General features: G+C 70.8%; 39 protein-coding genes and 2 tRNA genes. 8 read left to right on the top strand and 33 right to left on the bottom strand.

Annotation, left to right across the window (positions count from 1 at the left end):
* Positions 1 to 25: 25 nt before the first annotated feature.
* From MHY85_RS05195 to MHY85_RS05330, 28 genes are all read right to left on the bottom strand, one after another.
* The gene (locus MHY85_RS05195; protein WP_239193796.1) at positions 26 to 1,648 is read right to left on the bottom strand and encodes a phage terminase family protein; all 1,623 of its coding nucleotides are present in this window, start codon (positions 1,646 to 1,648) and stop codon (positions 26 to 28) included.
* A gap of 465 nt (positions 1,649 to 2,113) precedes the next feature.
* The gene (locus tag MHY85_RS05200) at positions 2,114 to 2,440 is read right to left on the bottom strand and encodes a hypothetical protein (RefSeq protein WP_239193798.1); all 327 of its coding nucleotides are present in this window, start codon (positions 2,438 to 2,440) and stop codon (positions 2,114 to 2,116) included.
* 1,292 nt (positions 2,441 to 3,732) lie between these two features.
* Positions 3,733 to 3,963 (bottom strand): hypothetical protein, encoded by a 231-nt coding sequence (locus tag MHY85_RS05205; protein WP_239193800.1) that lies wholly within the window; start codon positions 3,961 to 3,963, stop codon positions 3,733 to 3,735.
* The gene (locus tag MHY85_RS05210) at positions 3,960 to 4,889 is read right to left on the bottom strand and encodes a hypothetical protein (protein ID WP_239193802.1); all 930 of its coding nucleotides are present in this window, start codon (positions 4,887 to 4,889) and stop codon (positions 3,960 to 3,962) included. Before MHY85_RS05210 ends, MHY85_RS05205 begins: the two co-directional genes overlap by 4 nt.
* Positions 4,890 to 4,984: 95 nt before the next feature.
* Positions 4,985 to 5,230, bottom strand: a complete 246-nt coding sequence (locus MHY85_RS05215) for a hypothetical protein (protein WP_239193804.1) — start codon at positions 5,228 to 5,230, stop codon at positions 4,985 to 4,987.
* The gene (locus MHY85_RS05220) at positions 5,227 to 5,385 is read right to left on the bottom strand and encodes a hypothetical protein (protein ID WP_239193806.1); all 159 of its coding nucleotides are present in this window, start codon (positions 5,383 to 5,385) and stop codon (positions 5,227 to 5,229) included. Before MHY85_RS05220 ends, MHY85_RS05215 begins: the two co-directional genes overlap by 4 nt.
* A complete protein-coding gene (locus MHY85_RS05225; protein WP_239193808.1) occupies positions 5,382 to 5,615 on the bottom strand; it encodes a hypothetical protein in 234 nt (77 codons plus the stop codon). The genes MHY85_RS05220 and MHY85_RS05225 overlap by 4 nt, the downstream gene beginning before the upstream one ends.
* A gap of 182 nt (positions 5,616 to 5,797) precedes the next feature.
* A complete protein-coding gene (locus tag MHY85_RS05230; protein WP_239193810.1) occupies positions 5,798 to 6,085 on the bottom strand; it encodes a hypothetical protein in 288 nt (95 codons plus the stop codon).
* 130 nt (positions 6,086 to 6,215) lie between these two features.
* The gene (locus tag MHY85_RS05235) at positions 6,216 to 6,977 is read right to left on the bottom strand and encodes a hypothetical protein (protein WP_239193812.1); all 762 of its coding nucleotides are present in this window, start codon (positions 6,975 to 6,977) and stop codon (positions 6,216 to 6,218) included.
* Between the two features lie 2 nt (positions 6,978 to 6,979).
* Positions 6,980 to 7,501, bottom strand: a complete 522-nt coding sequence (locus MHY85_RS05240; RefSeq protein ID WP_239193814.1) for an HNH endonuclease signature motif containing protein — start codon at positions 7,499 to 7,501, stop codon at positions 6,980 to 6,982.
* Positions 7,502 to 7,749: 248 nt separating this feature from the next.
* Entirely contained in the window at positions 7,750 to 8,217 is a 468-nt protein-coding gene (locus tag MHY85_RS05245; protein WP_239193816.1) for a hypothetical protein, read from the bottom strand.
* Positions 8,218 to 8,862: 645 nt separating this feature from the next.
* Positions 8,863 to 9,255 (bottom strand): hypothetical protein, encoded by a 393-nt coding sequence (locus tag MHY85_RS05250; RefSeq protein ID WP_239193818.1) that lies wholly within the window; start codon positions 9,253 to 9,255, stop codon positions 8,863 to 8,865.
* Positions 9,252 to 9,509: a hypothetical protein gene (locus tag MHY85_RS05255; RefSeq protein ID WP_239193820.1), complete on the bottom strand. Its 258-nt coding sequence runs from the start codon at positions 9,507 to 9,509 to the stop codon at positions 9,252 to 9,254. Before MHY85_RS05255 ends, MHY85_RS05250 begins: the two co-directional genes overlap by 4 nt.
* A 32-nt stretch (positions 9,510 to 9,541) precedes the next feature.
* Complete coding sequence (locus tag MHY85_RS05260; RefSeq protein WP_239193830.1) at positions 9,542 to 10,333, bottom strand: hypothetical protein; 792 nt, start codon at positions 10,331 to 10,333, stop codon at positions 9,542 to 9,544.
* The gene (locus MHY85_RS05265; RefSeq protein ID WP_239193832.1) at positions 10,330 to 10,683 is read right to left on the bottom strand and encodes a WhiB family transcriptional regulator; all 354 of its coding nucleotides are present in this window, start codon (positions 10,681 to 10,683) and stop codon (positions 10,330 to 10,332) included. The genes MHY85_RS05260 and MHY85_RS05265 overlap by 4 nt, the downstream gene beginning before the upstream one ends.
* 84 nt (positions 10,684 to 10,767) lie before the next feature.
* Complete coding sequence (locus tag MHY85_RS05270; protein WP_239193834.1) at positions 10,768 to 11,307, bottom strand: hypothetical protein; 540 nt, start codon at positions 11,305 to 11,307, stop codon at positions 10,768 to 10,770.
* A gap of 2 nt (positions 11,308 to 11,309) precedes the next feature.
* On the bottom strand, positions 11,310 to 12,125 hold the full coding sequence (locus MHY85_RS05275) for a lambda exonuclease family protein (RefSeq protein WP_239193836.1): 816 nt from the start codon (positions 12,123 to 12,125) through the stop codon (positions 11,310 to 11,312).
* Between the two features lie 168 nt (positions 12,126 to 12,293).
* Positions 12,294 to 12,527, bottom strand: a complete 234-nt coding sequence (locus MHY85_RS05280; RefSeq protein WP_239193838.1) for a hypothetical protein — start codon at positions 12,525 to 12,527, stop codon at positions 12,294 to 12,296.
* Positions 12,524 to 12,760 (bottom strand): hypothetical protein, encoded by a 237-nt coding sequence (locus MHY85_RS05285; RefSeq protein WP_239193840.1) that lies wholly within the window; start codon positions 12,758 to 12,760, stop codon positions 12,524 to 12,526. The genes MHY85_RS05280 and MHY85_RS05285 overlap by 4 nt, the downstream gene beginning before the upstream one ends.
* A complete protein-coding gene (locus MHY85_RS05290) occupies positions 12,757 to 13,059 on the bottom strand; it encodes a DUF4406 domain-containing protein (RefSeq protein ID WP_239193842.1) in 303 nt (100 codons plus the stop codon). Before MHY85_RS05290 ends, MHY85_RS05285 begins: the two co-directional genes overlap by 4 nt.
* Entirely contained in the window at positions 13,059 to 13,421 is a 363-nt protein-coding gene (locus MHY85_RS05295; RefSeq protein WP_239193844.1) for a hypothetical protein, read from the bottom strand. The genes MHY85_RS05290 and MHY85_RS05295 overlap by 1 nt, the downstream gene beginning before the upstream one ends.
* A 151-nt stretch (positions 13,422 to 13,572) precedes the next feature.
* Complete coding sequence (locus MHY85_RS05300; protein ID WP_239193846.1) at positions 13,573 to 13,872, bottom strand: DUF3850 domain-containing protein; 300 nt, start codon at positions 13,870 to 13,872, stop codon at positions 13,573 to 13,575.
* Positions 13,873 to 13,957: 85 nt separating this feature from the next.
* Positions 13,958 to 14,155: a hypothetical protein gene (locus tag MHY85_RS05305; RefSeq protein WP_239193848.1), complete on the bottom strand. Its 198-nt coding sequence runs from the start codon at positions 14,153 to 14,155 to the stop codon at positions 13,958 to 13,960.
* Positions 14,152 to 14,346: a hypothetical protein gene (locus MHY85_RS05310; protein WP_239193849.1), complete on the bottom strand. Its 195-nt coding sequence runs from the start codon at positions 14,344 to 14,346 to the stop codon at positions 14,152 to 14,154. The genes MHY85_RS05305 and MHY85_RS05310 overlap by 4 nt, the downstream gene beginning before the upstream one ends.
* Positions 14,343 to 14,591 (bottom strand): hypothetical protein, encoded by a 249-nt coding sequence (locus MHY85_RS05315; protein WP_239193850.1) that lies wholly within the window; start codon positions 14,589 to 14,591, stop codon positions 14,343 to 14,345. Before MHY85_RS05315 ends, MHY85_RS05310 begins: the two co-directional genes overlap by 4 nt.
* 70 nt (positions 14,592 to 14,661) lie before the next feature.
* Positions 14,662 to 14,871, bottom strand: a complete 210-nt coding sequence (locus MHY85_RS05320) for an AlpA family transcriptional regulator (RefSeq protein WP_239193852.1) — start codon at positions 14,869 to 14,871, stop codon at positions 14,662 to 14,664.
* Positions 14,868 to 15,614 (bottom strand): phage antirepressor KilAC domain-containing protein, encoded by a 747-nt coding sequence (locus tag MHY85_RS05325; RefSeq protein ID WP_239193854.1) that lies wholly within the window; start codon positions 15,612 to 15,614, stop codon positions 14,868 to 14,870. Before MHY85_RS05325 ends, MHY85_RS05320 begins: the two co-directional genes overlap by 4 nt.
* On the bottom strand, positions 15,611 to 15,961 hold the full coding sequence (locus MHY85_RS05330; protein ID WP_239193856.1) for a hypothetical protein: 351 nt from the start codon (positions 15,959 to 15,961) through the stop codon (positions 15,611 to 15,613). The genes MHY85_RS05325 and MHY85_RS05330 overlap by 4 nt, the downstream gene beginning before the upstream one ends.
* A 152-nt stretch (positions 15,962 to 16,113) precedes the next feature.
* Here MHY85_RS05330 and MHY85_RS05335 point away from each other — a divergent pair, with 152 nt between their 5' ends.
* The 3 genes from MHY85_RS05335 to MHY85_RS05345 are packed head-to-tail and all read left to right on the top strand — an operon-like array spanning position 16,114 to position 17,276.
* Positions 16,114 to 16,596 (top strand): helix-turn-helix domain-containing protein, encoded by a 483-nt coding sequence (locus MHY85_RS05335; protein ID WP_239193858.1) that lies wholly within the window; start codon positions 16,114 to 16,116, stop codon positions 16,594 to 16,596.
* Positions 16,597 to 16,626: 30 nt separating this feature from the next.
* On the top strand, positions 16,627 to 17,040 hold the full coding sequence (locus tag MHY85_RS05340; RefSeq protein WP_239193860.1) for an ImmA/IrrE family metallo-endopeptidase: 414 nt from the start codon (positions 16,627 to 16,629) through the stop codon (positions 17,038 to 17,040).
* Positions 17,034 to 17,276 (top strand): DUF3263 domain-containing protein, encoded by a 243-nt coding sequence (locus MHY85_RS05345; protein ID WP_239193862.1) that lies wholly within the window; start codon positions 17,034 to 17,036, stop codon positions 17,274 to 17,276. The genes MHY85_RS05340 and MHY85_RS05345 overlap by 7 nt, the downstream gene beginning before the upstream one ends.
* Positions 17,277 to 17,337: 61 nt before the next feature.
* On the opposite strand, the gene MHY85_RS05350 is transcribed toward MHY85_RS05345, so the two are convergent.
* A tRNA-Ile gene (locus MHY85_RS05350) sits at positions 17,338 to 17,414 on the bottom strand.
* A 64-nt stretch (positions 17,415 to 17,478) separates the two neighbouring features.
* Here MHY85_RS05350 and MHY85_RS05355 point away from each other — a divergent pair.
* Positions 17,479 to 17,994 (top strand): hypothetical protein, encoded by a 516-nt coding sequence (locus MHY85_RS05355; protein WP_239193864.1) that lies wholly within the window; start codon positions 17,479 to 17,481, stop codon positions 17,992 to 17,994.
* A gap of 87 nt (positions 17,995 to 18,081) precedes the next feature.
* A tRNA-Asn gene (locus tag MHY85_RS05360) sits at positions 18,082 to 18,157 on the top strand.
* 66 nt (positions 18,158 to 18,223) lie between these two features.
* Here the strand turns inward: MHY85_RS05360 and MHY85_RS05365 are convergent.
* Positions 18,224 to 19,420, bottom strand: coding sequence for a helix-turn-helix transcriptional regulator (locus tag MHY85_RS05365; RefSeq protein WP_239193866.1), 1,197 nt, complete (start codon positions 19,418 to 19,420; stop codon positions 18,224 to 18,226).
* Positions 19,421 to 19,452: 32 nt separating this feature from the next.
* On the opposite strand from MHY85_RS05365, the gene MHY85_RS05370 reads away from it, so the two are divergent.
* Together MHY85_RS05370 and MHY85_RS05375 are read left to right on the top strand one after the other, a co-directional pair.
* Positions 19,453 to 19,716 carry a hypothetical protein gene (locus MHY85_RS05370; protein ID WP_239193868.1) on the top strand — a complete coding sequence of 88 codons (264 nt, stop codon included), beginning with the start codon at positions 19,453 to 19,455 and terminating at the stop codon, positions 19,714 to 19,716.
* Between the two features lie 312 nt (positions 19,717 to 20,028).
* The gene (locus MHY85_RS05375) at positions 20,029 to 20,166 is read left to right on the top strand and encodes a hypothetical protein (RefSeq protein ID WP_154729666.1); all 138 of its coding nucleotides are present in this window, start codon (positions 20,029 to 20,031) and stop codon (positions 20,164 to 20,166) included.
* A 19-nt stretch (positions 20,167 to 20,185) separates the two neighbouring features.
* On the opposite strand, the gene MHY85_RS05380 is transcribed toward MHY85_RS05375, so the two are convergent.
* The gene (locus MHY85_RS05380) at positions 20,186 to 20,695 is read right to left on the bottom strand and encodes an ASCH domain-containing protein (protein WP_239193870.1); all 510 of its coding nucleotides are present in this window, start codon (positions 20,693 to 20,695) and stop codon (positions 20,186 to 20,188) included.
* 250 nt (positions 20,696 to 20,945) lie between these two features.
* Between MHY85_RS05380 and MHY85_RS05385 the strand changes: the two genes are divergently transcribed.
* A complete protein-coding gene (locus tag MHY85_RS05385) occupies positions 20,946 to 21,509 on the top strand; it encodes a hypothetical protein (protein WP_239193872.1) in 564 nt (187 codons plus the stop codon).
* Positions 21,510 to 21,591: 82 nt separating this feature from the next.
* Here the strand turns inward: MHY85_RS05385 and efeB are convergent, their stop codons facing one another.
* A complete protein-coding gene (gene efeB / locus MHY85_RS05390; RefSeq protein ID WP_239193874.1) occupies positions 21,592 to 22,923 on the bottom strand; it encodes an iron uptake transporter deferrochelatase/peroxidase subunit in 1,332 nt (443 codons plus the stop codon).
* Between the two features lie 76 nt (positions 22,924 to 22,999).
* Positions 23,000 to 24,199: an iron uptake system protein EfeO gene (gene efeO / locus MHY85_RS05395; RefSeq protein ID WP_239193885.1), complete on the bottom strand. Its 1,200-nt coding sequence runs from the start codon at positions 24,197 to 24,199 to the stop codon at positions 23,000 to 23,002.
* Positions 24,200 to 24,232: the final 33 nt, after the last annotated feature.

A 24,232-nucleotide genomic window follows, 5' to 3' on the forward strand; every position in this document is an offset into this window, starting at 1 on the left:
TCAGGGCACGCGCCACAACGGCCTCCTAACGGAACACGATCACGCGGTTGTCCTGCTTCTGCCAGCCCTCTGCCCGCTGATCAGCGGCAGCCTCATGCGCGAGCACGTCAGCCATCAGAAGGTCGATCTTCTGCGTCTCGGCCGGCTTGCCGAGGATGTACTTGTCACCAGGCTTCGCGACCTTCCGCGCCGCCAGAGCATGCAGCCGCAACGTCGGGTCGTCGTCATGCGTCGTCAGCCGCTCAGTCGTGTCCTCAAGGAACCTGACCAGCGCATCGAACATGCGATTCACCTGGTTCGTCGGCCACATCACGACGACGTCATCGCCGTGCTCAGCCGCCCACGCATCCGCCTGCGTCTCCCAGTACCGCGGGTCGACGTACATGCGAGCCACGTCATACCGGTCGAACATCTCCGCGACCGCGACGTTCACCTCATCGCGGGGGATTCGACCGCCCCACTCGTCCGGGTTCCAGAACGTCGGCCGATCATCCGGGCCATACCTCGGCGTGAACCTGTGCCCGTCGTGCGTCTCCGCACGCAGCGCAGTCCAGTCGCCAGACCGTGAACCATCGAACCCCAGCGCGATCCGCTCACCCGGCAGCACCACCCGCTCCGGCGCCTTCGACGCATCCCACAAGGGCTCCTGCATGTACGACCCGAGACCCTGCACCAGGCGGTTCCCGAAGAACCGCTCAGCCTGCGTCGGATCCGTCTCAAGCAGCTCCGCAGCCTCAGCCTCGATCGCAGCCAGATCCACCCACGGCGACCCCGCATACACGAACTGGTGGATCTTGTGCCGGTCACGCTTGTTCCGATACGACAGATCAGCCGGCGGCTTCCGGTAGAACCGAAAGATGTCCGCCGACCGCGACTCAAACGTCTGCTGAGCCTGCGACGACTCCATCGGATCCCACGGGTTCGTCGTCTCGATCGAACGACCACCCATACCCGCCAGGCCACGCCGCATCGTCTGCGACACCTTCAGCAGCTTGTTCCGAGCCGTGTACAGCCCCGACTCATCCATCACCGCGAAGTTGATCGGGTTACCCAGCTTCGAGTTCGCCGCCGCCGTCACCGGGTCAATCCGGCCATCCTCAGGCAGCCGAATGAACCCCTCACGGACAAGCATCCGCTCCGACAGTGCGCCACGGCGGATCATGCCCTGCAGCGGCCGGTACACGTTGTCGACCTGATCCTCAGACGTCGCGAGGAGCTGAATCAGCGACGTCGGCCGACGCATACCCATCGGCTCGCCAGACTCATACACGTACTCGAAGCCGCAACCGCAACCGTCGTCCTCGCAGCGGAAGACCTCACCACCGCGAGCCCAACCCGCGAACAGGCACGGACCCACAGCCTCGAACGTCACGATCGCCGCCGACCACGGACCCTTGCCCGTCTTCTGCGGACCAACCACCTGCGACCGCCGGTAGTGGAACGCGGTCGCCTGAGCCGGGCGCTGAGGGTCGAACTCCTGCCCCTTGCGCACCCGGTAGTGATTCACCGCGCACCAGAGCTGCCAGCCGTCCATCACGAACGGCTGCCCCAGCGAGAAACCATCCGGGACGATGCAGTGAGCCTCAACCCAGTCCGCAGCCAGGAACCCGAGCGTGGGGAAGTCGACGACCCAGTCGTCAGGACCCACCGTTCACGACCTTCAGCTTCGACCGCGACGACGAACGAGCCGGAACCGGATCAGCCGCATGCTCGACCCGCTTCGCCGCCGTCTCATCGACAGCGACCTTCCAGCCCATCTCAGCCAGGCCGGCCGTCGTCATCCCGATCTGATCCGCGAACCGGTGAAGCTGAGCCATCAGAGACGCCGGCGCCTCAGGATCCTCACAACGCACCGACGTCCGAACCCACAGAGCCACCGTCCGCGCACGCCACGCCTCAGACGGCATCGCCCACGCACAAGCCTGAGGAGTCCGCCAAGCCGACTCCCACACATCGAGCTCACGGCTCGACGGCCGCGGAAGGGGGAACTCCGGGATCTCACCCTGGAAACCCTCAGCCGGAAGCGCCGTCAGCTTGAACCCACGGACCTCAGAGCGGCCAGAGTTCGGGTCAGCGGGAGGGCCAGAACGGTTACGTGCACCACCTCGAGGCATCAGGACCCCGAGGTGAGGTGTCGGATGAACACGTCCACGCGGGCACGCTCAGCGTCATAGTCGCGGCGGAGAGTCGCCGAGTCCGCGGCGCCGCCGAAGTACTGCGCCAGAGCCTCGTACATCGCCCGGGCCGCGTCCTCGGGGAGCCGAAGCCACGTGTCCGCCTCGGGCTCAGCTTCGCCACGGACGATGGCGCGCTCCGGCTGCGAGGGCCACGTCAGGACTGCCGATTCGCCCTCGCCGCCCCACAGCGAGACAGCGATCCGGACACCCATCCTCATCGGGTCGAACTCAACTCGAGATCGAGCAGGCATCGTCATCACCATTCCGTCGCCGCCTTGCGCGGCATCGAGTCCGGCCGCCTTGCGCGAACCGGAAGGTCAAGCGGAGGCCAAGGCCAGAGGGTCTGAACCCTCCGCACCACCGAGCGCCCTCCCCGGCGGTCCAGGTGGGGTGCGGCCCGGGGTGCCCCCCTGGGGTCCGGAGGGGTCACGCTTGACCCGGGCTTGACCTTCAGGTCACGTCTGAGTCAAGCGTCCGCGTCGTCCGCCGTCGCTGCGGTTGCACGTCGCGCATTGCGGGCCTCGGTAGGCCGTGCGGTCCTCGGTGTGTCCGAGGTCCAGCGTGGCTGGGGTGAGCTTGGTGCCGCAGTCGATGCAGTGGATCGTCTCGCCTGCGTTCATGCGTGCGACGAGTGCTGCCCTCATGCGGTCGTGCCGGGTGTCGTACCCGCGTGCCTGCCGTGTCCCGCGTCGCTGCTCGTAGGCGCGTGCGTGGCGTGGGCAGTAGCGTTCCCCGTTGGTGAGGATCGTCGGGCATGCGGTTGAGCGCCCGTCTCGCTCGTCTTTGCCGGGGCAGCGTCGTCCTGCCATGTCTACCCCCGCCCCTCGTCTGGCTCGCCTCGCGCTACCCGCCAGGTTGCTGTCCGAGGGCCCTGAGACGCGGGCGGGGTGTTTGTGGGTATGGCAAAGGCCCCGGACTCGCGGTCTCGGGGCCTTGTTCAGGGTGCACTTCTCCCTGTTGCCGGTGACAGTACCAGATCAATGGGATCCTGCAAGTCACTCCCTTCGCCTCGCCACACCCAGCTCGGAAGGTCCGATGCGATCGGGTGGGGGTATGCGTGTTCGGGCCACTCGATCAACTGGCGCCCGTAGGCGAAGGTCGCGTGTCGCGTCTCGGTGCCATGCTCGGCGAGGTCGCACCGCAAATCTGCGATCACCCAGTAGCAGGTGCACCTGCTCGACGGTGCGGGCCGCTGATCGTCGTTATCGCTCACTGCGAGCTTCCTGTCGGGCGGTGCGGATGTGCCACTTGTTGCTGTTGGGGCATCGGTAGGGCTCGTAACGCATGCCCTTCGGGGCTTGACTTCGGATTACCCACGCCACAGCTGCGGACCTGCTGCGGTGCTGCACCTTGGGGCCGCCCATGTGGTTGGTACAGTGGCAGCCGACCTTTGCGCGGGCCTCGTGCTCGCGAGCACGGCTCTTGGCTAGCCCCCATCTGTCACGATGCGTTCCCTGTCCGATGCGGCACATCTTTCCGAGTGACACCCCGCATCGCGGGCACGGCACGGATAGTGGGTCGATGCCCGGCTCGGCGGCCTTGCTTCGGTAACTCATCACTGGGCCTGCTCGTCAGCCTCAAGGCTTCGGAGCATGCGCCGAGTAAGTCCTTCGAGGGCGTGTGGCTGTGAGTCGGAGTACGTGAAGCCGTAGCCGGTTGAGTTGTCGTCGAATGGCTTGGATGAGACTGCGAGCGCCCAGTCCACGATGAACCGGTCGGCGCCCTGTTGGTTGGTGATGTGTGCGCGGATGGCGTCCTCAAGAGCCGCGTAGGTGTCGTCGCTCATGCTGCGGCTCCTGTCGTAAGTAGTCCGGCGATGTCGCCGAGTCGGTAGAGGGCGTGTCCGCGGACGTCTTCTCCGTGCTGGGGGATGCGGCGGTCGGCCTCGGGTCGTTCGCGGTCGCGCTTGAGTGCCTGGTTGAGGGTGTTGCGCTTGAGGTCGGGGAGGATGCGGCGTGCGTCGTCGGCGGTGACGAGGGCGTCGGGGTGGGTCTGGGGGAGCGCGAAGACGGTGTGCAGGTTGGTGTAGCGGAGGCGGTCTTCGTCGGGCCAGGTGGTTCCGCAGCGGGTGCAGCGTCGGGTGTCGTCGAGGCCGTCGGGGAGCCATTCGCGGATGACGGGTCCGGAGCAGTAGACGCAGGGCGCGGGTTCGCGGATGGGGTCGAGCCCGAGGAGCCGGCGGACGGTTGCGCGGACTTGGCGGGCTTCGTCGAGGTAGGTGGTCCAGCCGGAGTCGTCGGGGTTCTGCGCTGCCCAGAGGGTGTGGTCGACGAGGTACTGCAGGCTGGGGTTGTGGTCGCCGCGGGTGTCGGCCCATGCCTGTGCCCAGCCGTGGAGGACGTCGACGGCGGTGTTGGGGTGCTTGGCGGCGGCGATGCGGGTGTCGGCGGGGTCCTCGATGACGGCGTCGAGCCCGAAGGGCAGGCGGTCCCGGTCGTTGGAGGTGGTGACGATGTCGCGGTCGTATCGGACGGCGCGGAGCCCCATGACTTCGGCGATGTGGAAGGGGACGGTTGCGATGGCGTCGATGACGTCGGTGATGAGCTGCTGTGCGCGGGTGAGGCAGGGCTGGCAGATGGTGAGGCTGGTCTCGAGCGGTCGGTCGCATTCGCTGCAGCCGGCGGTCATCGTTGCGCAGTCGGCGCAGGTGTATGTGGTGGCGGCGGCGCTGTAGGTGCGCTCGGCGATCCACTCGTGTGCGTGGTTGCTCATCGGGTTGTTGCCTCTCGCTGGCGGGTACGAGATTGACGTGCAAATTGTCCCATGTCGACAGTGGTGAATCCAGTTACGAGGCTGTCAGGTTGTACTTATGCGGCTGCGTTGTCGCTGTCCTCCAAGATCCGGTACTCGACTCCGATCGGGAGGGTGTAGAGCTCGACGGCGTACCTGGCTTCGACAGCCGACGTCGCACCGAGGTCGATGTGGATGTCCCCGTACCCGTGCGTCCAGTACGTCTCGGAGGACACGGGGACTCGCGCGTGCCGGCAGATGGCGCGGACGAGTTGCGCCCACCCGAGGTCACGTGGGACGCGGGTCAGGACCGGGGTGGTCATCGCTGGTCCTCCGGCTCGATGCGGCCTGGGTTCGCCGTGAAGCCGATGCGCTGGGGCTCGGACCGCTCTACGAGCGCATCCACCTGGGCCTCGCGCTCGACTTCCGCCGGCTCTGGTCGCCGCCGCTCGATGTCGATGGTGAGCCGGATCCTCATGCCCTGGCCTCGCTCTCGTGGACCATGCCCTCCACGCAGACTTCGAACCGTCGCGGCGCCCGGTAGCCGGGGTTGCTGATCTCGTCGCTGCTGTAGGTCCAGATCGGGGAGATGGTGATGCGTGGGTCTGGTCCGACGGCGTCGAGCCGTGCCATGACGAACGCCCATGCGTCTGCGAGCTCGTCGACGGACGTGGCGTACTTGGTCGTGACTTCGATGGGTGCGGACATGCTGTGCGCCTCTCTAACGGCTCAGAATCACTCGGGTGTAGTCCGGTCCCCGTTCGCGCCTGTTCGGCGCTCCTAGGACCGCGGGTGCGGGCTGGTCGGGTGCTGCGGTCGGGTTCCTGGCCGTGTTGCTGCTGAGGCGCGGCGGCTGGTGACCTTCTTCCGGACCCGACCAGCCCGCGGTCTCAGGTGGCCCGGTATGGGTTGCTCTCTCGCCTCGGCTTCAGGTGCGCGGCGAAGCGGATGGCGTTGCCCGCGGTGTAGCCCTCGTCCCACGCCTGTGCTGCCACCTGTGCGTCGTGCTCGGCCGTGGCGAGCAGCCCGGCAGCGGCCAGCAACCGCACGATGTCCTGAGCGTCGTCGTAGGTGATGAACGCGCGGTAGTTCACCTCGGCGTTGATGACCTGCGCCGCGCGCTCGGCGGCGGTCGGCTTCGGCTGGGCGGTCATCGGGTCGCCCGCTCGGTGCCGCACCGGTAGCACCGTCGCCAGGTGATCGTGAGCCCGATGTCACCTACCCGCCGGACCTCGTACCAGGCGTGCCAGTTCCATCGGCAGCGCAGATCATCCGTCCCGTGCCATGCGGCGTCGTGCTTCGGGTCGTTCACGGGGTCACCTCGACTCCGAGCGCGGCCAGACGCCGGACGAACCAGGCGTAGCGTCCGTGCTCCCCGGCCAGAGCGAGGCTCTGCCGCACCTGCTCGGCGGTCACGGTCGGCGTGGCGGCGTCACCCCGGGCGGCGAGGACGGCGTCGACCACCTGCTCGTCCCTCTCGTCCGTGCGGGCAAGGGTGGCCCGCACGTGATCGATAAGCGCCTCCCGGTCCACCGCCTCCCCGCCGCGCTGAGCGGGGCACCACGCGTCGTGCAGGCCGTGCGCCTGGTCGCAGGTGCAGCGCGGCCTCGCCTCCCCAGCACGGGCAGCGGCGAGGGCGGCGCGGGCAGCGGCCACCGCGAACTCGCACAGCCGATCGACCCACACGCTCGCGTCGTGCCGCTCGCAGACGGCGGTTCCCTCAGCCGCGTCGGTGACCTCTGGGACGCACTCCCACTCGGCCATCAGGGCAAGCGCGGCCCGCTCCACGCCGTCTCCCGTGGCCGGGTCCTCGTCCGGGTGCTCGTACATCCCGGCGGACGCGGAGACGACCGCGTCCATGCCCGTGGCCGGCTGCGGGGCGTCCGGGCGGAACAGGACCGTCAGCGGGCCGTAGTACTCGGCGAGGCGGTCGCTCATCTGCGGCCCCTCGTCGCCCGTGTGGTGCCACAGCTCGTGCAGGTCCACCTGCCATGCGGTGTCGTCTGCGTCAGCCACGACACTGCCCTCGGGCAGCGCGTCGAGCTCAGATGCCGTCTTGATCTCGGTCATGGTCAGGCCACCTTTGCGTTCGCGTGGTTGGGGCAGAGCCCGTCGGGGCTCGCGGTCTTGAGTTGGCAGCGGGCTCCGCTGCGCTTGGCCGTACCGGTGCACTGCTGTGCGTCTCGCTCGGCCCGCTGGCGGGCGAGGATCGCCGCCCACTTCGACCGAGTGCAGGTCCAGCACGATCGCCGGCCATCGCCCACGACCCTGGTGTTCTCGGGCGTGAACGGGTGTCCCTTGGAGCACTTGGTCTTGCGGGAGTTGAGCGCGGAAGGTCCGATGCCTCGACGCGTGTTCTCGCCGTCAGTGACCGGCTCGAGGTGGTCCGGGCGCACGCAGTGCCGGACGCGGCACACATGGTCGAGGACGAGTCCGTCCGGGATGGGGCCGTTGGTCGCTTCCCAGGCGACGCGGTGGGCGCGCTTGGTGACGCCTCGCTTCGGGGCGAACGCTCCGTAGCCGTAGTTGGTGATGTACCCCGTCCACAGCCAGCACGTCGGCGTGCGGTCCACGTTGGCCCAGAACGCGGCCATCGAGTCGCGGGGCTGTCGCGCGGGGAGAGTGCCTCGCTTCTGCGCGGACTTGTAGTGCGGGTTGCAGAGCCCGCGGGCCTGGACGGTGCGCTCGCACCCGTCCACGGAGCAGTTTCGGGTAGCCTTCACGGCAGCCTGCCTCTCGCTGTGATCGAGATGGTGGGTCAGGCCCCGGGGAGTGTTACCAGCACTCGTCGGGGCCGCTTCGATTCTACCCCGGGAATGCCGCGTAATCACGCTGTTCGGCGTCATTCCGGCTGCTCCTTCGTTCGGGTGGTGCGGGCGGTGTGGTGTGCGAGTGCGCGTTTGGCGTTGGCTGCCCCGCGCTCGTTGATCGCTGCCTGGTCGGCGCTGATCGCGAGGGTGGGTGCGGCGGTCTGCTCGTCCGGGGCGGCCAACTTCTCCGACCGGCACGCGGCACAGTTCGCGGCGGGGAAGCTCGTGTGTCCCGGCTCGGGGCACCTGGCGTACCGGTGGTCGGTGGCGTCTGAGCCGGCGACCTTGACCGCCTGCCACCACGGACCGGCTTCGTCCATGCGCTTCGGGGTGTTGGTCTGCGGGTCGCATGCCACCCACGCCAGGGCGACTGCGACGTCCCGGTATGCGCGGTTGGCGTGCGTGCCGAGCAGCCAGGTGCAGAGGGACTTGACGGGCCAGTCGGGGCGGAGTTCGTGTGCTGCTGCTGCGAGTCTTTCGATCTCGGTTCGGGAGAGCATCAGCGGGTTCCTCCTGCTCGTCTCGATTCCAAGTCCAAGACGTCGCCGCGTCTGCGCGGTACGTAACTGGACGATTTGGGCTTGGTCTCTCTAGATCCATCTACGGAAGGTGAGGTCCGATCGGATCGGGTATCGGGTCGGGTCGGGTCGGGAGGATTCGGGGGCGATTCGCCCCCCCGATCGCCCCCCGATTCGGGGGCGATCTCCCCGGAGCAGTACCCGCACGACGGAACCGAGATGTTCCGGGCCACGTGCCAGCGCACGTGATTGCCCATAGCGCCACCGTCAGACTCGGCGTGACGGCGGGCCTTCTCGGATGCGGCGTCGGGCTGGAACTCCTCCCAGCCGTGGAACCGCCACCCGTCCTTCGTTTCCCGCCACAGCCCGGCATCGACGAGCGCGGCGGCGTCCTTCGCGTTGTTCCCGAACACTGCGAGCACGTGCCGGGGGATGCGCCCGTCAGTTCCCATGCCGGCGGACCAGGACCCGGCGGTGACCCACAGGCCGCGGGCGCGGACGGGGGTAGCGAGCCACTTGGGGTGCCCCCACAGACGGTCGTCGACCTTGAACCACGTCACAGCTCGACCTCCTCGCCTGGTCGGATCTCGTCGCCGTCGATGAACCAGCGGCGGTTCGTGCGCGCCATCAGAACGGCACCTCCTGCCCGATGAGCCGGAGAGTGACGCGGTGACCGCCGGGCTGGTCGAGGTTTGGGCCGCGCCGGTACCGCTCCTCGACCACGTACCGGGGCCCGTCGTCGGGAAGCCAGCGGGGGACGAGGGCGTCGAGGATTGCCTTGCATGTGGGGTTCGCGTTCGTCGGGTCGCCCTTGTCGGTGCGGACGCCCTTGGGGTACTGGATCTCCCACGCGACCGTGAACCGGCCGTCGAGCGCTTCGAGCTTCTGTGCGCGTGCGGCGGTGATGGTGATGTCGTGGATGGCGTCGATGAGCCGGCGCCGGTACCCGTGGTTGACGACGGTGCGATTCGCGGACAGCCAGTAGTCGCGGGGGATGTCCACGACGAGGGTGCGGGTCATGCTGCTGTCCTGTTCTCGCGGCGGCGGCGCCTCATGTCGGCGGCGGCGAGCTCTCGGCGCTCGTACTGCTGCTGAGGCGTGTCCCTGTATCGGAGGAGGGCTCGCTTGCGATGCCATTCGGCCTCTTCAGATGCGCGCTTGGCTTCCTCGCTCGCGTGCGCCATCTGCTCCATGTGGCGTGCGATGGCCTCCTCGGCCTCGCGCTGCAGAGAGGCGACGAGTGCGACGGCCGCCTCTTTGGCCTTCTGGCTCATCCGCTCGTAGTCGGTGGCCGGCGGAACGCGCATCATGCCGCCACGCGCCAGCGCAGGTAGTCACGGACGGTGTACGCGCTGACCCCGAGGCGCACGGCGATCTCGGCGTTCCCGAGGCCCATCTCGGCGAGCTCGAGCGCCCGCATGGGCTTCGGGGCGGGGCGGTAGGGGGCGACGTCGACCGGTGCCTCGTCGTGGTCGATGTCGTCCCACGCGAGTGGCCCGGCCCAGCCGTTGCGGCGGGCTACGTTCCTGGCCCGAGCCGAGTCCTCGCGTTGACGCGCGGTTGCTGCAGGGGGCTGGCGCGTGAGCATGCGCCGATACCCGGCCGTGACGGCGTCACGAGTTGCAGCGTTGATCTCGTCAGCTCCGTGAAGGAGACGCGTGATCGTGGCCCGGGAGACTCGGAGGCCGGACGACATGTCCTTGCCGGTCCAGCCGAGAGAGGCGAGTGCTCTGACTCGCCGGACGGAACCGGTGGAGTCGACCATGCAGCGGCCACGCCGACGGACGACGTTCGGGTCGACTGCGAGGATGCGAGCCGCCGCCGTGGCGTCGACTCGCGGCTGCCCCACATATACCTCCTGCGCTACAGACCGGGTCACGCCGGCTGCGGCGGCCATCTCCTTCACGGCGACCCCCATGGCCTTTGCGGCTTCGAGATGTGCGCGCACCGGGCCCGCGTCGACGAGCCGCGTGGTGCCGAGCTCGAGGTCAAGGAACCTGCGCTTGCGGTACCTGCGACCGGCGACCTTGCACGCGTCGCACCGGCAGGAGTGCGGGGTGTTGTACCGGGCGCGGGTTCCGTGGTTCGGGGCGGTCATGCCGTCGCCCCCTTGCCGAGCAGTGCGAGGGCGGACCGTTCCTCGGGGGTGAGGCCGCCGACGAACCCGAATCGCCCCTCACCGGAGCGCTCCTCGTAGGTCATCGCGTCACGGGCGCACATCGCCTTGACCGGGCACTCGTCGCACATCGAGCGGGCGACCAGGGGCCAACGGTCGCGGCCCTTCTTCCCGGGGATCGGGGTGAACCACGGGTCGCCGACGGTGAAGTCCCAGGTGCGGCACGCGGCCTGGTCCTTCCACGGCTCACCGCGGTCAGGCTCGGACTGGCGGGTGTCGGTTGGTCGGGTAACCGTGAATGCGGACAGCGATACGGTTCGGTTGCTGGACATGGTCCGGTTCCTTCATGTGATGGGGGAGTGCCCGGCGGTCGGCTTCTTGGCGGGAGATGACCGCCGGGCACGTGGGGTGTGGGGTCAGGCGGCGTCGTCGGGCGGCGTGAGCTCGGCGACGCGCTGCTGGATGCGTTCGCGCTGCTGGGGGCCGGCGGTCTTCCACTGCTCCCGGAGCCAGGTGACGTCGGTGGAAGCGGCGATCTGGTCGGGGGAGAGGGTGGGCGACGGGGCGGGTGCGTCGGGCAGGGGCTCGACGGTGAACGCCGCGAACTTCCCCTTCGACTTCGGGAGCGACACGGTCACGCGCTTGTCGATGTGGCTGGCGTGGCTGATGCGCGTGCCACCTGTCTTGTCGTTCCCGAAGGAGACGTTCTCGTCGCGGTACAGGCGCACACGGCGTCCGACGTAGACGGAGGCGTCGGGGCCCCAGATGGCGGCGAGGAGGCGGCGCATGGTGAGGCCGGGGCGCCAGGGCCGGGGGAACTCGGCGAGGGTGATGCTGAGGGGCTGTTCGGCGTTCCCGCGGCCGATCTCGGTGATGGTGAAGTCGCGGGGGCCGGATAGGAGGTCGACGTTGTCGAGCTGGTCGGACTTGCCGACGAGCATGGCGGAGATGTCCACGGTCAGAGGCTCGCTTCCTGGAAGTGGTCGATGCGCTGGGTGGCTGGTCGGCCGGCGATGGCGGTGGTGTAGTGGTCGGTCATCTCGGACGCGACTTCCTCGAACGCCTGGACGGCGGCGACGATGGCTCGCTGCCACTGCTCGTCCCACTCGACGCGCTTTACGTAGAGGGGCATGCCGCCGCAGAACGACACGTAGTCGCACCACTCGCGGCCGGAGACGTAGATCCCGCACTGGATCTGGGCCATGTTCTCTGCGGGCACCTCGTCGCGGAGGATGGTGTCGAGCTGCTTCTTGGCGCGACGGGACTTGATCTCGATGAGGCCCTTGTCGCCGACGAGGCCGTCGGGGGAGTAGCCGATCCGGAACCCCCAGTCGTCGCGGACCATGAACCCGACCTCGTCCACCGGCGCGTAGTGCTCGGCGTAGATGGCGCGGGCGATGGGTTCGTCGAGGGTGCCGCGCATCATGTCGTCGGACACGTAGACGGGGTCGACCCATCCGGTGATGCGTTCGGCGACGAGGAGCCGAGTCAGAGCGTCCGCGGTGTTGTCGTGAGCGACGTCGATGATCGGCGGGGTGCCGGGAGGGGCGGTCCGTGACGCGTGGAAGGTCTTGATCGGGGTGGGCTCCTTGCGCGCCCGGCTCACGCACCAAGATCCCTTGTCAGAGCCACACTCCGGGCACTTCCCGTTGAGCGGGCCCGCCTCCTTGACGGAGATGAGCTGGCCGACGACGGAGGCGGTGACGATGCCTCGGCGTGCTTCGAGCCACGCGTCGGACCCTTGCTCGAGGTCGTTGTAGACGTGGAGCGTCATGTCAGACCGCTCTCTTCTCGATGTGGTGGTTGAAGTTGTCGGAGACACGCGCGCATTCGTTGCAGGTCCACCAGGCGCAGCGGACGGACTTGCAGTGGGGTGCGCAGTTGACGGAGGCGCAGTGGTTGCACTTCTTGACGGCCGGCTTCGGCTGCTGCGGGCGGTTCATCACTCGACCCCCGTCGCGTACCAGGCGATGCGAAGTGGGCCGATGCGCCACCTCTTCGGGCCGGGCTTGTACCCGTACCGCTCGGAGAAGATGACGTAGAGGTCGTGGCCCCACGCGAACTTGATCCGCCAGCGCCGGCGCATGTCTTCCATGCGCCAGTCGATGAAGTGCTCGGCGCCGTCGAACATGTCGATGGCCGCGTATTCGAGGTGCCCGAGGCGGTAGTTCTTCACCAGCCCCACCCCAGATCGGCGCGGTCGTCGCAGTCGGCGAAGTCGTAGGGTTCGGGGTCGGCGTCGTAGCAGTCCTGGCAGGCGAGTCCTTCCGCGGTGATGCGGACGGTGTCGTCGGTGCCGCAGGTGTCGCACTCGCCCTGGACCCACTGCGCGGGGAGTCCGGTAGGCAGGGTGTCGATGCGGATGGCGTCGAGCTCGGCGTGGAACTCGCGGTCCGTCAGGGCGGTCATGCGACGCTCCACTCTGAGATCGGGAGCACGGTCATCCCCAACTGGTGGGCGACGTGCACTTCCAGGGCGGCGCCGCGTGACGCCTCCCACCCGGGCAGCACCGCTACCGCCTCGCAGTCGAGGAGCATCCGCAGGTCGGCGCGAAGGTACGCAGCCCACGTCTGCTCGGGGACGTCAGCATCACCAGGGTCGACGGGCTCGTGGCCGAAGGCAGCCAGGTCGGCGGCGGCCGCCTCGAAGGATCGGCGGTTGAGCGCGGGGTATCCGGTCATGGGGCCAGAGATGTAGACGCGGGCCATCACGCCACCTCGGCGGTGTCGGGTCGCACGACGATGTGCGCGGCGCGGTGGACGATGTGGCGCTGGCCGGCGGCGTGGTTGTAGTCGTGGACGGCGTCGGCGCGGTTGAGGTGCCAGGCGGGGGTGATGACGGGCTGACCGTCCCCCCAGGTCTGACGCTGGGCGAACTCACGCTCGGGGTGCGTGTCGTCGGCGCAGAAACATGTCACCCACAGGTCGACGACGGTGGTCGGGAGCGGCACGACGTTCGGTGCGCACTCGCCGGCTGGTCGGTCGGCCCACTCGATGCTGCCGTCCGGGAACTGGCGCATCAGGCGCTCGGACAGCAGAGCGGCTTGCTCGCTGTGGAAGTGCTCGCTCACTGGTCCTCCTTGATCGTTTCGGTGAGTGCGTACTGGGCGTGACGGCTGGCCCACTTGATGGCGCGGCCGATGCACTTCGGGCGGTTGCAGACGAACGCGTGCCGGTTGCCGGAGATGACGGAGCGGCGCGGGCGATGCGGACACGGGCGGGTCATTCGTGGCTCGCAGGAGCGATCGACAGCAGGCAGTAGTCGTCGTCGATGCCGTCTGCCTGGCGCCCGTCAAGGACGTGCAGCACGCGGACGTCGAACGTGTTGTGCCCGCGGTCGGGACCCTCGGATTCGTCACCCGACTCGGGGTAGAAGATTGGCGATCCGAAGTCGTTCACCTCGGTCAGGTGGAGCACGTCGCCGACCTGGTAGTCGCGGTCGTGCTTCCGGAGCTCGAACCGCTTCTCGCCGGACTTCACGCGAGCGAGCCACTGGGTGCGGATCTTGAGGTCGTGGATCACTTCGCGTTCTCCTTCTTGATGCCGGCGCATGCGTCGCAGGTGTGACCGGTTGTGTGCGGGCAACGCCACGGATCCGGGTGCGCGGTCATCGCGACCACTGCCGGTAGGTGAAGAGCCGCTGCGCCTGAGGCACGTACGACACGAGCCCCTGTGCGCACTTGCCGCACACCAGGAGCGGGGCTGAACGCTTGCGGGACACCTGCTTGCCGCAGATCGCCCGGCCATTGACGAACTCGCTGGCGTCGTCGTCGTACCAGCCGATGTGGCCGTAGATCCGCTTCATCGCGCACCGATCCCGTCGCGTCGGTCGAGCTCGGACGTCGAGTCGTACGGGTCCGTCGTCGCGAAGTACCCCGGGAACACCAGGAACGACACGACCAGACCCGCGATCAGGGACCACGCGACACCCGGAACACCCCAGACCAGGGCCGCGACGTACACCGACGCCAGCCAGAGGAGACCGAGGCGCTTCACCGGGACACCTGCTCGGCCTCGTTGAGGGCGACGAGCGCAGAGTCGATCGCCCGCTCAGCCAGCTCCCATCGCCGTGCGGCCAGTGTGGACAGGTACGACAGCGCCGCGATCACATCACCGTCCGCGCCGTACCCCTCGTCCGTAGCAAGCCGACGCGCACGCGTCAGTGCCGCACGGTCACGCTCCGCCTCGCGCTTCTCGCACTGCGCGGCCTCAACCGCGTTCGTTGCCTCGGTGACGCTCATGGCTACACTCCTTCTTGCGATCGGTGGCGTCCTGACCTCTTGCCCGGTGGGACGCCATTGGTCTGGGTGGTCAGGCGACCTGGCCCTTGGTGGTCGGCAGGGACTCGACCCACTCGTCGAGCTCGACGGCCCGGAACACGGGCTTCGTGGCCTTCGCGCCGACGTAGTGCGCGATCAGCGACCCGTTCTGCACGGCGGCGGAGATCGTGGCCCGGGAGATGCCGGTCGCCTTCTCTGCGCCGACGAGGTCGTATGAGACCTGGGTGAGGGTGATGCTCACGACGCCACCGCCACACCGGCGTACCGGTTGACGAAGTACGTCTGGCCCTTGCCGGTGACCGCCGGCGTGACGCTGGTGGTGACCCGGCCGTCGGAGTGCGTCACCGCGGTCTCCTTGACCCGGAACAGGCCGAGGTCCATCGCCTTCTGTGTAGGGCGGTTCCAGTCGCGGCCCTCGCGGGAGCACAGGTACCCGTCGCGGCGGAGCCAGCCGAACAGGCGGGTCGAGCCGACGTCGACACCGTTCGCCTTGAGGATCACCGCGAGGTGCGACACCAGGACGTCGGTCGACGTCGTCGCGACCGCGTCGGCGAACAGCACCTTGGGGGCGTCCTGCTCGACCTTCGCCTGCAGCGCCGCCCGGGTCTCCGCCTCGGCCGCCAGGGCACGGAGCGCGGACGGGTAGTCCTTCGGCAGGGAGTACGAGCCAGTGCGGCGGACCTCGGGCAGCAGCTCGTGGGTGACCCACCGCTTGAACGCCTTCGCCCCGTCGACGCGGGAGCCGAGGATCGATGAGTAGAGACCCGCCTCTGAGATGACGGTGACGGACTGGACCCCGCCAGGGGTGGGCACTGAACGCCCACCCTTCTCGTCGTCGTCGAGGCGTCGGGTCATGTCCTTGGCCGCGGCATACCCGAGGATCTTCGCGACGTCGGTGGCGACGAACCACGGGTCTCCGTGCTCGTCGGTGATCGTCCGCACGGCCTGGCCGTGGAACGCGTGCTGGATCAGGTCTGTGGTCATGCTGCCCGTCCTGTCTGTGGAACGTGTGGGGACACGTTCAACATCTCGGGCACGAAGATCGTGCCGGGGGGGACCTGTAGTGCCTTCTCGATGGCGCGCGCGGTCTCAGAGCTGCACGTCGTCCGCTCGCCGGACAGCAGGTGCCCGATCGTGGCGTGGCCGATCTTCTTCGGCTTCCTGCCCTTGTACTGGACGACGGTGATGTCGGCGAGACCGCGGATGCTCAGACCCTTGTAGGTCATGAACTGCTCGAAGGCGGAGCGGTTCACTCGCATGTAGAACCTCCGCTCGATGCCGTATCGGCTGGACGCTCTGACTGTAGACGGCTGTGGGCTGTTGGTCAACACGTTCAACACTGTAGACACGAACGTCTACACGCGTCCAGCCAGTTCACCCACATTGACCAGCCCGAACGCGAGTGGCACCGTTGTGGTTTGTAGACGGCGCGTCTACACGCTCGGTTGCGCCGAGCGTCTACCGACACCCAAGGTCAGGACTCGTGAGCGCACTGTCCGAGGTCCTGCGAGAGGCCAACACCGAGAAGCGGAGCACCCGCACGCTGGCTGCCATTGCCACGAACGCGGGTCACCCGATCGACTTCTCGACCATCTCGCTCTACCTCCGCGGCAAGCACGGGCAGCCGGACGAGGAGACTCTCCTCGCCCTGTCGGCTGCTTTCGGCGTTCCACTGTCCAAGCTCCGCGAGGCATCTGGTCTCCCGACAGCCACCGAGCCGTTCGTACTGCCGGCCGAGGCGTCGCGCCTCAGCCGCAAGCAGCGCGATGCGGTCCTAGCGGTGGTGAGCGCGTTTCTAGACCGAGGGGAAGGTGAGGGCAGTGCTGAGCAGCCCGCCCCCAATACCCCGGAGCCCTCGGGCTCCGCACCCAGCAACGTTCGATCCCTGCGACCGGACGAGCCGCAGGAGCCGCCGATGCGTGCGGCGGCGCGGAAGCGTCCGCCGGGCCGTACGCCGGAAGAGTGACGTGTCAGTCGTCGCCCGTACGGTCGCGGCATGTTCCATCCGTGGAGGGCGCTGAGGGCACGCCCCGACGTAACCGTTGAGTGGCGGCACCTGTCGCTCGACGTGTACGCCCTCAACAACGGGCGGGACCGGATCTGGATGGACCCCCGCCAGACGCAGGTCGAGCGGCGGTGCACCATCGCGCACGAGCTTGCACACATCGAGCTCGGGCACACCGACGGCTGCACCGACCGTGACGACCGCGAGGTCGACCTACTGGTGGCTCGCCGTCTCATCGAGATGTCCGACCTGCTAGACGCCCTGCGCTGGGCGGAGGACTTGCGCGAGGTCGCTGACTGCCTGTGGGTGGACGAGGCGACCTTGATGGCTCGGTACGACGGACTCACCCGTGCGGAGCGAGCCGAGATCGTCGCGCTGCACGTCGAGCTGGACCGGCCGTGCTGAGCGACCGCGACCGGGCCATCCTCGACACGGAGTCGCGGTTCTGGCGCCACGCTGGAGCCAAGGAGGACTACGTGCGCGATCGGCTGGGCTTGACGCCGTTGGCGTACTACCAGTGCGTCAACGCGCTGCTCGGTCGAGGCGAGGCATGGGAGTACGCGCCGGCGACCTGTGCGCGCCTCGACCGGCTACGTCGAGGCCGTCGTGCTCCGGCGGGGGGACGGAGGCTAGCGGGGTGATTGGCTAACGTCTTGGCTACAGCGGCTCCGATACTGATGAGTCGTATTCGCTGGTCAGAGGTGGTAGGGCAGGTGGGGCTTGAACCCACGACCGACGGATTATGAGTCCGCTGCTCTGACCGGCTGAGCTACTGCCCCTCGATGGCCGACAGGCTACTCCGACGGGCCGGTCCCGGCGCTCGTCCGGCTACGGTGGGTCACCGTGCCGCTCTTCTCCCGCCGCCACGCCCTGCCCGACGACGTGCGCCGCGCCCTCGACCTGCCGGCGGGCGACCGGGTGCTCGCCGCCGCGGCCTCGGGCGACCGCTGGCTGGTCGCCACCCGGCAGGCGCTGCACGTCGCCGGCGGGACCGCGGCCGCGCCGGTGCGGCGGCACCCGTGGTCCGACGTCGACCGCGCGTCCTTCGCCCCCGAGCCCCCGGCCATCACCGTGCACTGGGTGTCCGGCGCGGCCGAGATGCTGCCCCTGGACCCGCCCGTCCCGGTGGCCTTCGCGCAGACCCTCCGGGAGCGGGTGCAGTCGTCGGTCGTGCACGTCGAGACCGTCACCGTCCCCGGCGCCGGCCCGGTCCGGGTCGCCCTGCGCCGCGGCGAGGCGGGGGAGCTGTTCACGCAGGTCATCGGCACCGGCCGGGTCGACCTGAGCGACCCCGGCGTGGCCGCGCTGCTCGACGCGGCCGAGGCCCGGGTGCGCGCCGCGGCGGGCCTCCGGGCGTGACCGGAGCGCGGCCCGGAGTCGTGACCGGGACCACGCGGGACGTGTCCGGAGCAGCCCTGGAGGGCTGCTAGAGTTCTTCCCGCACGATCCCTCGTAGCTCAATTGGCAGAGCATCCGACTGTTAATCGGACGGTTACTGGTTCGAGTCCAGTCGAGGGAGCCACCACGACCCCCAGCGGCCACCGCCGCTGGGGGTCGTGCCGTTCCCGGGCCGCCCGGGCCGCTCCGGTCAGAGCAGCCACGTCCGCGCCATGGCCACGAGCCGGTCCCGCGTGCTCACGCCGAGCCGGTGGCAGGCCCGCAGGATGTGGCCCTCGACCGTCCGGTGGGACACCCCGAGCACCGAGGCCACGCGGGCGGCGCTCAGCCCTTCGCCGAGCAGGGCGGCGATCTCCTGCTCGCGCCCGGAGAGGCCGACCTCCGCGCGCAGCGGGGCGAACAGGGCGCGGCGGGCGGTGCCGAAGCCGCCGGCGCGGCCCCAGGCGGCCTCGGCCTGGTCGCCGGCCTCCGTGGCACGGCCGGCCTCGTGCAGCGCGACGGCGCGGGCGACCGCCGCGGCGGTGGCGTGCAGGACGTCGCCGGTCGCGTCCAGCTCCGCCGCCGCGGTGCCCAGCGCGGCCTCGTCACGCCGGCTCGCGGCGTCGACGTAGCGCGCCACCGCCGGGAGGAGGCGCCCCTGGGCCCCGCGGGCGGCCTGCGTGATCGCGGCGGCGCGGTCCGGGACCGCGACGGGGGTCTCGAGCGCGGTGCCGGCGAGGAACAGCGCGTGGACGTGGTACCCCCGCGCCGAGCGGTCGGCGGCGAGCGCCCAGACCTGCGCCCCGAGGTCGGCCGGGCTGACGTCGGCCTGCGGCGCGAACGCGAGCATCCCGGGGAAAGGCCCGGCGCCCGCCCCGATGTCCTGTCCCTGTGACCACAGCCGGGCCGCGTAGTCCTCGCGGCCCTGCCACCGCGCGATCTGGGCGCCCCAGCCGAGCAGCCCGGCGCGGAAGTGCGCGCTGACCGGCGTGGCGCCCGGCACGGTGAGCACGGCGGTCAGCAGCTGCTCGACCTCGTCCAGCCGGCCGCGCAGGACCAGGCCGAGCGCGCCGACGTAGGCGTGCGCCTGGATCGCGTCGGGCTCGAGGTCGTCGAGCGCGCGGGCGAGGTGGCGCGTCGCCGTGGCGGTCCCGGCCTCGACGTCTCCGCTCAGGACGTCCGCCAGGCCGTCGTAGGCGTCGTGGTGCTGGGCGAGGATGTGCGCCGTCCGCGGTCGCGCGACGGTCCGCACCTCGTCCTGGGCGTCGCCGACCCGTCCCGCCGCGAGGAGCGACCCGAGGCGCGCGAGCGCGTGCGCGTCGGCCTCGATCTCCGGCTGCCCCGGCGTCCGGGGGACGGGACGCACCTCCGGGACGCGCTCCAGGACCAGCTCGGTGTGCAGCCGCACCGCCTCGATCAGGCCGCCCTGGAGGCGGGCTCATGACGACGACCTGGAGCCCCCCGGGCCGGGCCGCCGCCCGCCCCGAGCCCGCGCGGGTGCCCGCGGCGGAGGTCCGCGCGTGGGCCCGGCGGCGCGGGCTGCGGGTCGCCGAGGGCGGGCGGCTGCCGGTCGCGGTCGTCCGGCTCTACCTCGCCGAGCGCCCCCGGTGGGGCTCGCGGGCGGACCTGCCGCCGCAGTGGTGGCTGCCGAACGACAACGCGGCGGTCAAGACCCGGGGCTTCCCGGCACGGCCCCGGGGGTGAGCGCGGCCGGGGCAGCCGCGGCCGGGGCGGCCGCCGACCTGCGGGTGCGGGCGCCGGGGCCGCGCCGGGGGTGGGCGCGACGTTCACGGTGCGGCTGCCCGCGAGCCAGGGCTGAGCGGCCGGGTTCGGGAGCGGCACGTGGTCGTCGGGGACCGGGGTCCCCGGACGCGCGCGCACCCGGGACTCGTACGGCGTGTCCCGGCATCCCTCCGCCCGGCCAGGGAGCGCCGAGGACCTACGGCCCGGTACGCCCGCGCCGCGGTTCTGGCAGGATGCCCCGGTTCGTCCGAATCGCTGCAGGAAGTCAGGGTCATGCGCAGGATCGCCGTCGCCGGCATCGTGGGAGTCGTCGCACTGGGTCTCGTCGGGTGCGGGGAGCTGTCGGTGCACCGCACCGGGTCGCCGGACGCCCGGGAGGTCGCCGAGGCGCGCGCGGCGCTGACCGAGTAGGCGCGCGGGCCCGGGTGGGTCAGTCCGCCGCCTCCGGCGGCCACACCACCCGGAACCGCTCGAGCACGATCTCGTCGGACTCGCTCCACACCGCACCGCGGGCGGCGCAGGTGCGCTCCCAGTAGACGCGGTGCTGCTCGCGCCAGCTGCGCAGGCTGCGGTCGTCCTCGGCCTCGTCGAACGCGAAGTCGGCGTCGACCTCGCGGAACGTCGCGATCCGTAGCTCGACCGTGCGGAGCACCAGCGCGGGCGCGCCGCGGCCGTCGCACGCGACCCAGTGCGCGCCGACCCGGGGCAGCGGCTCGCCGCGGTGGGCGAACTCCGTCACCAGCTCGGCTGTCGCGCGCTTGGTGCCGTGCCGGACGATGCCGAGCAGCTCGTCGCTCAGCTCGGCGGAGTCGCCGAACCGGTCGACGACGTACTCCTCGCCCGCGGCTACGGCCTCGGGGTGCGCGGCGACGTACGCGCGCCAGAGGGCGTCGGCCGCGGCGGTGTCGAGCGGCCCGGGCGGGGTGCGGTGCTGGTTCACCCGGGCATCCTCCCAGGCGGCGGCTCGCCCCGGCCTGCGGGCGGCGCCGGACGGCGCCGGACGGCGGAGGGCGGCGTGCGGCGCCGGGCTGGCTGGGCCGGGCTGGCTGCGCCGGGCTGGCTGCGCCGAGTGGGCAACCGACACGTCGAGAGTGCATCCGCCGACTACCCACTCGACGTGTCGGTTGCACAGTCGGGGGCGGGCCGGCTGGGCGGCTGCGCGTGCGGCCGGCCCCGCTACCGTGGGCGGCATGGCGATCATCCACCGGGCCACCCTCGTCCCGACCAAGGCCGAGCTCGTCGCCGCCTGGCTGCCCGCGCAGCCGTGGTTCGACGGGCCCCCGGCCGACGTGCGGCCGGTCGGCGCGTACCGGTTCGACGACCCGGAGGGCGAGGTCGGCATCGAGTCGCACCTGCTCGAGGTCGGCGGCCGGCTGCTGCACGTGCCGCTGACCTACCGGGGCGCACCGCTGGCGGGCGCGCAGGAGTGGCTGGTCGGGACGATGGAGCACTCGGTGCTCGGCACCCGGTGGGTCTACGACGGCCCGGGGGACCCGGTGTACCGCGCGGAGCTCGTCCGGGTGGTGCGCGAGGGCGACACCCAGGTGCGGATGTGGGTGGAGACGCCCGAGGGCCGGGTGGAGCGCGAGCCGACGGTGCAGGTCCGGGGGAGCGGGGCCGGCGACGCGGCCGACGACCCGGAGGTCGTCGTGGTGCGCGAGCCGCTCACCGGGCCCGAGGTCCCGAAGACCCGGGCGCTCACCGGCACCTGGGCCGGACTGGACGCCCCGGTGGTGCTGGCCTACCTGGCCTGAGGCCCCCGCGTCGAGTGGATGGTCTGGCCGGACACGCCGACGGCGTGTCCGGCCAGACCATCCACTCGGGGTGCCCGACCCGCTACGCGAACAGCGCCTGCCCCAGGAACGGCCCGTCCGGCGCGAGCGCCGGCGTCCCGTCCGCCCCGGTGGGCAGCGCGCCGTCCGGCACGCCCGGCGGCACGGCGAACAGCCCGGACCCGGTGTGCACCAGGTACTCCATCAGGCCGTCCTGCGAGGACAGCCGCGTCTGCATCGGCACGAAGTGGGTCCGCGGGTCGACGACGAACGCGAGGAAGAACAGCCCCGCGTCGAGCCGCCCCAGCGCGTCGTTGCCGTCCGTGAAGTTGTACCCGCGGCGCAGCATCCGGACGCCGTCGTTCTGCGTCGGGTGCGCGAGGCGGACGTGCGAGTCGAGCGCGACCAGCGGCTTCCCGTCGCCGCCCGTGGCGTCGAGGTCGGGCTCGGTGAACTCGGTGCCGCCGGACAGCGGCGCGCCCTCGCCCTTGGTCCGGCCGACGAGCGCCTCCTGCTCGCGCAGCGAGGAGCGGTCCCAGGTCTCGATGTGCATCCGGATCCGCCGGGCGACGAGATAGGTGCCGCCGGTGAGCCAGGCCGCGTCGGTGCCCACCTCGGTCGCGGCGCTCGCGGGCACCCAGACGTGCTCGTCGACCGCGGCGGGCTCCTCGGCCTTGAGGTTGGCGGTGCCGTCCTTGAAGCCGAACAGGTTCCGCGGCGTCGTCTGCGCGGTGCTGGTGGAGGAGGTGCGGCCGTAGCCGAGCTGGGTCCACCGGATCCGTGCGGTGCCGAAGGCGGCGCGGGACAGGTTGCGCACGGCGTGCACGGCGACCTGCGGGTCGTCGGCGCAGGCCTGGACCACGAGGTCGCCGTCGCTGCGGGCGGGGTCGAGGTCGTCGCCGGCGAAGTGCGGCAGCGTGATCAGCCCGGCGGGCAGCCGCCCGGCGAGCCCGAACCGGTCCGCCTCGGCGCCGGGCGGCCCGACGAACAGCGACCGCCCGAAGCCGACGGTGATCGTCAGCCCCGCGGCGGGCAGGTCGGCGGCCTCGCCGGTGTCGTCCGGCGGCGCGTCGTACGGGCCGGAGGCGGGGTCGAACCGGCCCGCGGGCAGGCCCTGCGTCATCCGGGCGGCCATGACCGTCCACCGGCGCAGCAGGTCGACGAGCGCGTCGCGGTCCGTGGTCGTCACGTCGAACGCGGCGAGGTAGAGCCGGTCCTGCGCGGGCGTGACGATCCCGGCCTGGTGCGCGCCGGTGAACGGGAAGGTGCGGTCGGCGGCGGACCCGGCGGACGCCGCAGGGGTCCGGGCCCGCTCGACCGCCGCGGTCGCCCCGGCCCCGGCCGCCGCCCCGACGACGAGGCCGCCGCCGAGGCCGAGCAGCGCCCGGCGGGACATCCCGCGCCGGTCGGCCGCCGGCCCGGCCGCGGCGTGGTCCGCCGCGCCCGGGACCGGCGCCGGGTGCCCGTCCGTGTCAGGCCCCCGTCACGGTGCTGGTCAGCCGGGACAGCGGCTCGGACAGCGCGTCGACCGCGGCGGCCAGCTCGGTGACCTGCGCGTCGGTCAGGTCGGTGTACGGCGCGAAGCCCGCCTCGACCGAGCCCTGCGCGGCGAGCAGCGCCTCGAGGTCGGTGAACCGCTGGTCGAGGTCGGCGGCCAGGTCGGGGTCCTGCGCGGTGACGACGTCCTGCAGCACCTCGTACGCGACGCGGGCGCCGTCGACGTTGGCCTGGAAGTCCCAGAGATCGGTGTGCGACCAGATCTCCTCCTCGCCGGTGACCTTGCCCGTGGCGACCTCGTCCAGCAGGCCCTTGGCGCCGTTGGCGATCTGGAACGCCTCGAAGGTGAACCCGTCGGCGGTCACCTGGTCGACCAGCCTCTGGGTGTTCGCGACCAGGTCGTCCGCGGCGGCGGCGCGCTGCTCGGGGGTCAGCGGCACGTAGGTCGCGCCGCCGTTCGCGTCGGGGGCGGGCTGCCACAGGTCCTTCTCGACCAGGTGCCACCCGGTCCAGGCCTGGCCGTCCTCGAGGTCGGCCTCGCGCAGGTCGAGCGCGGGGTCGAGGTCGCCGAAGGACTCGGCCACCGGCTCGACGCGCTCCCAGTGCACGCGGGTCGCGGCGTACAGCTCGCGCGCCCGGGCGTCGTCGCCTGAGGCGTAGGCGTCGGCGAACTCCTGCGTGCCGGCGATCAGCGAGCCGACCTGGTCCTTCACGTAGGCGACGTACGACGTCTCGGCGGCGGCGAGCTGGTCGGCGGTGTCGCCGGTCGGCCCGACCTCCTGGCCGGAGTCGGTGACGGTGAACGCGGCGCGGATGCCGTCGCCGACCATCCCCGGCTTGCAGGCGGTGTAGTAGTCGCCGGGCGCGGCCTGAACCACGAGGTCGCGGGAGATGCCGGGGCCGATGTTCTCGATCTCGGACACGATCCGCAGACCGTCGTCGGCCAGCAGGTAGAACTCGGTGACGTCGCTGCCGTCGTTGGTGACGGAGAACGTCAGGGTGCCGCTCGGGGCTCTGTCGGCGGACACCTCGCAGGCGTCGGCGGTCGAGCTGACCGTCAGCGCGCCCGCGGCGTCGCTGCTCGCGGCGCCGCCGGCGGGGTCGTTCGGGACGCACGCCGCGAGCAGCGGCAGCAGGGCGACCGCGGCGGCGGCGCTCCAGGAGGTGCGGGACATCGGGGCTCCTTCTCGGGGCACGGGGTCGACGAG

Source organism: Cellulomonas sp. ACRRI (assembly GCF_022346185.1).
Classification (GTDB): Bacteria; Actinomycetota; Actinomycetes; order Actinomycetales; family Cellulomonadaceae; genus Cellulomonas.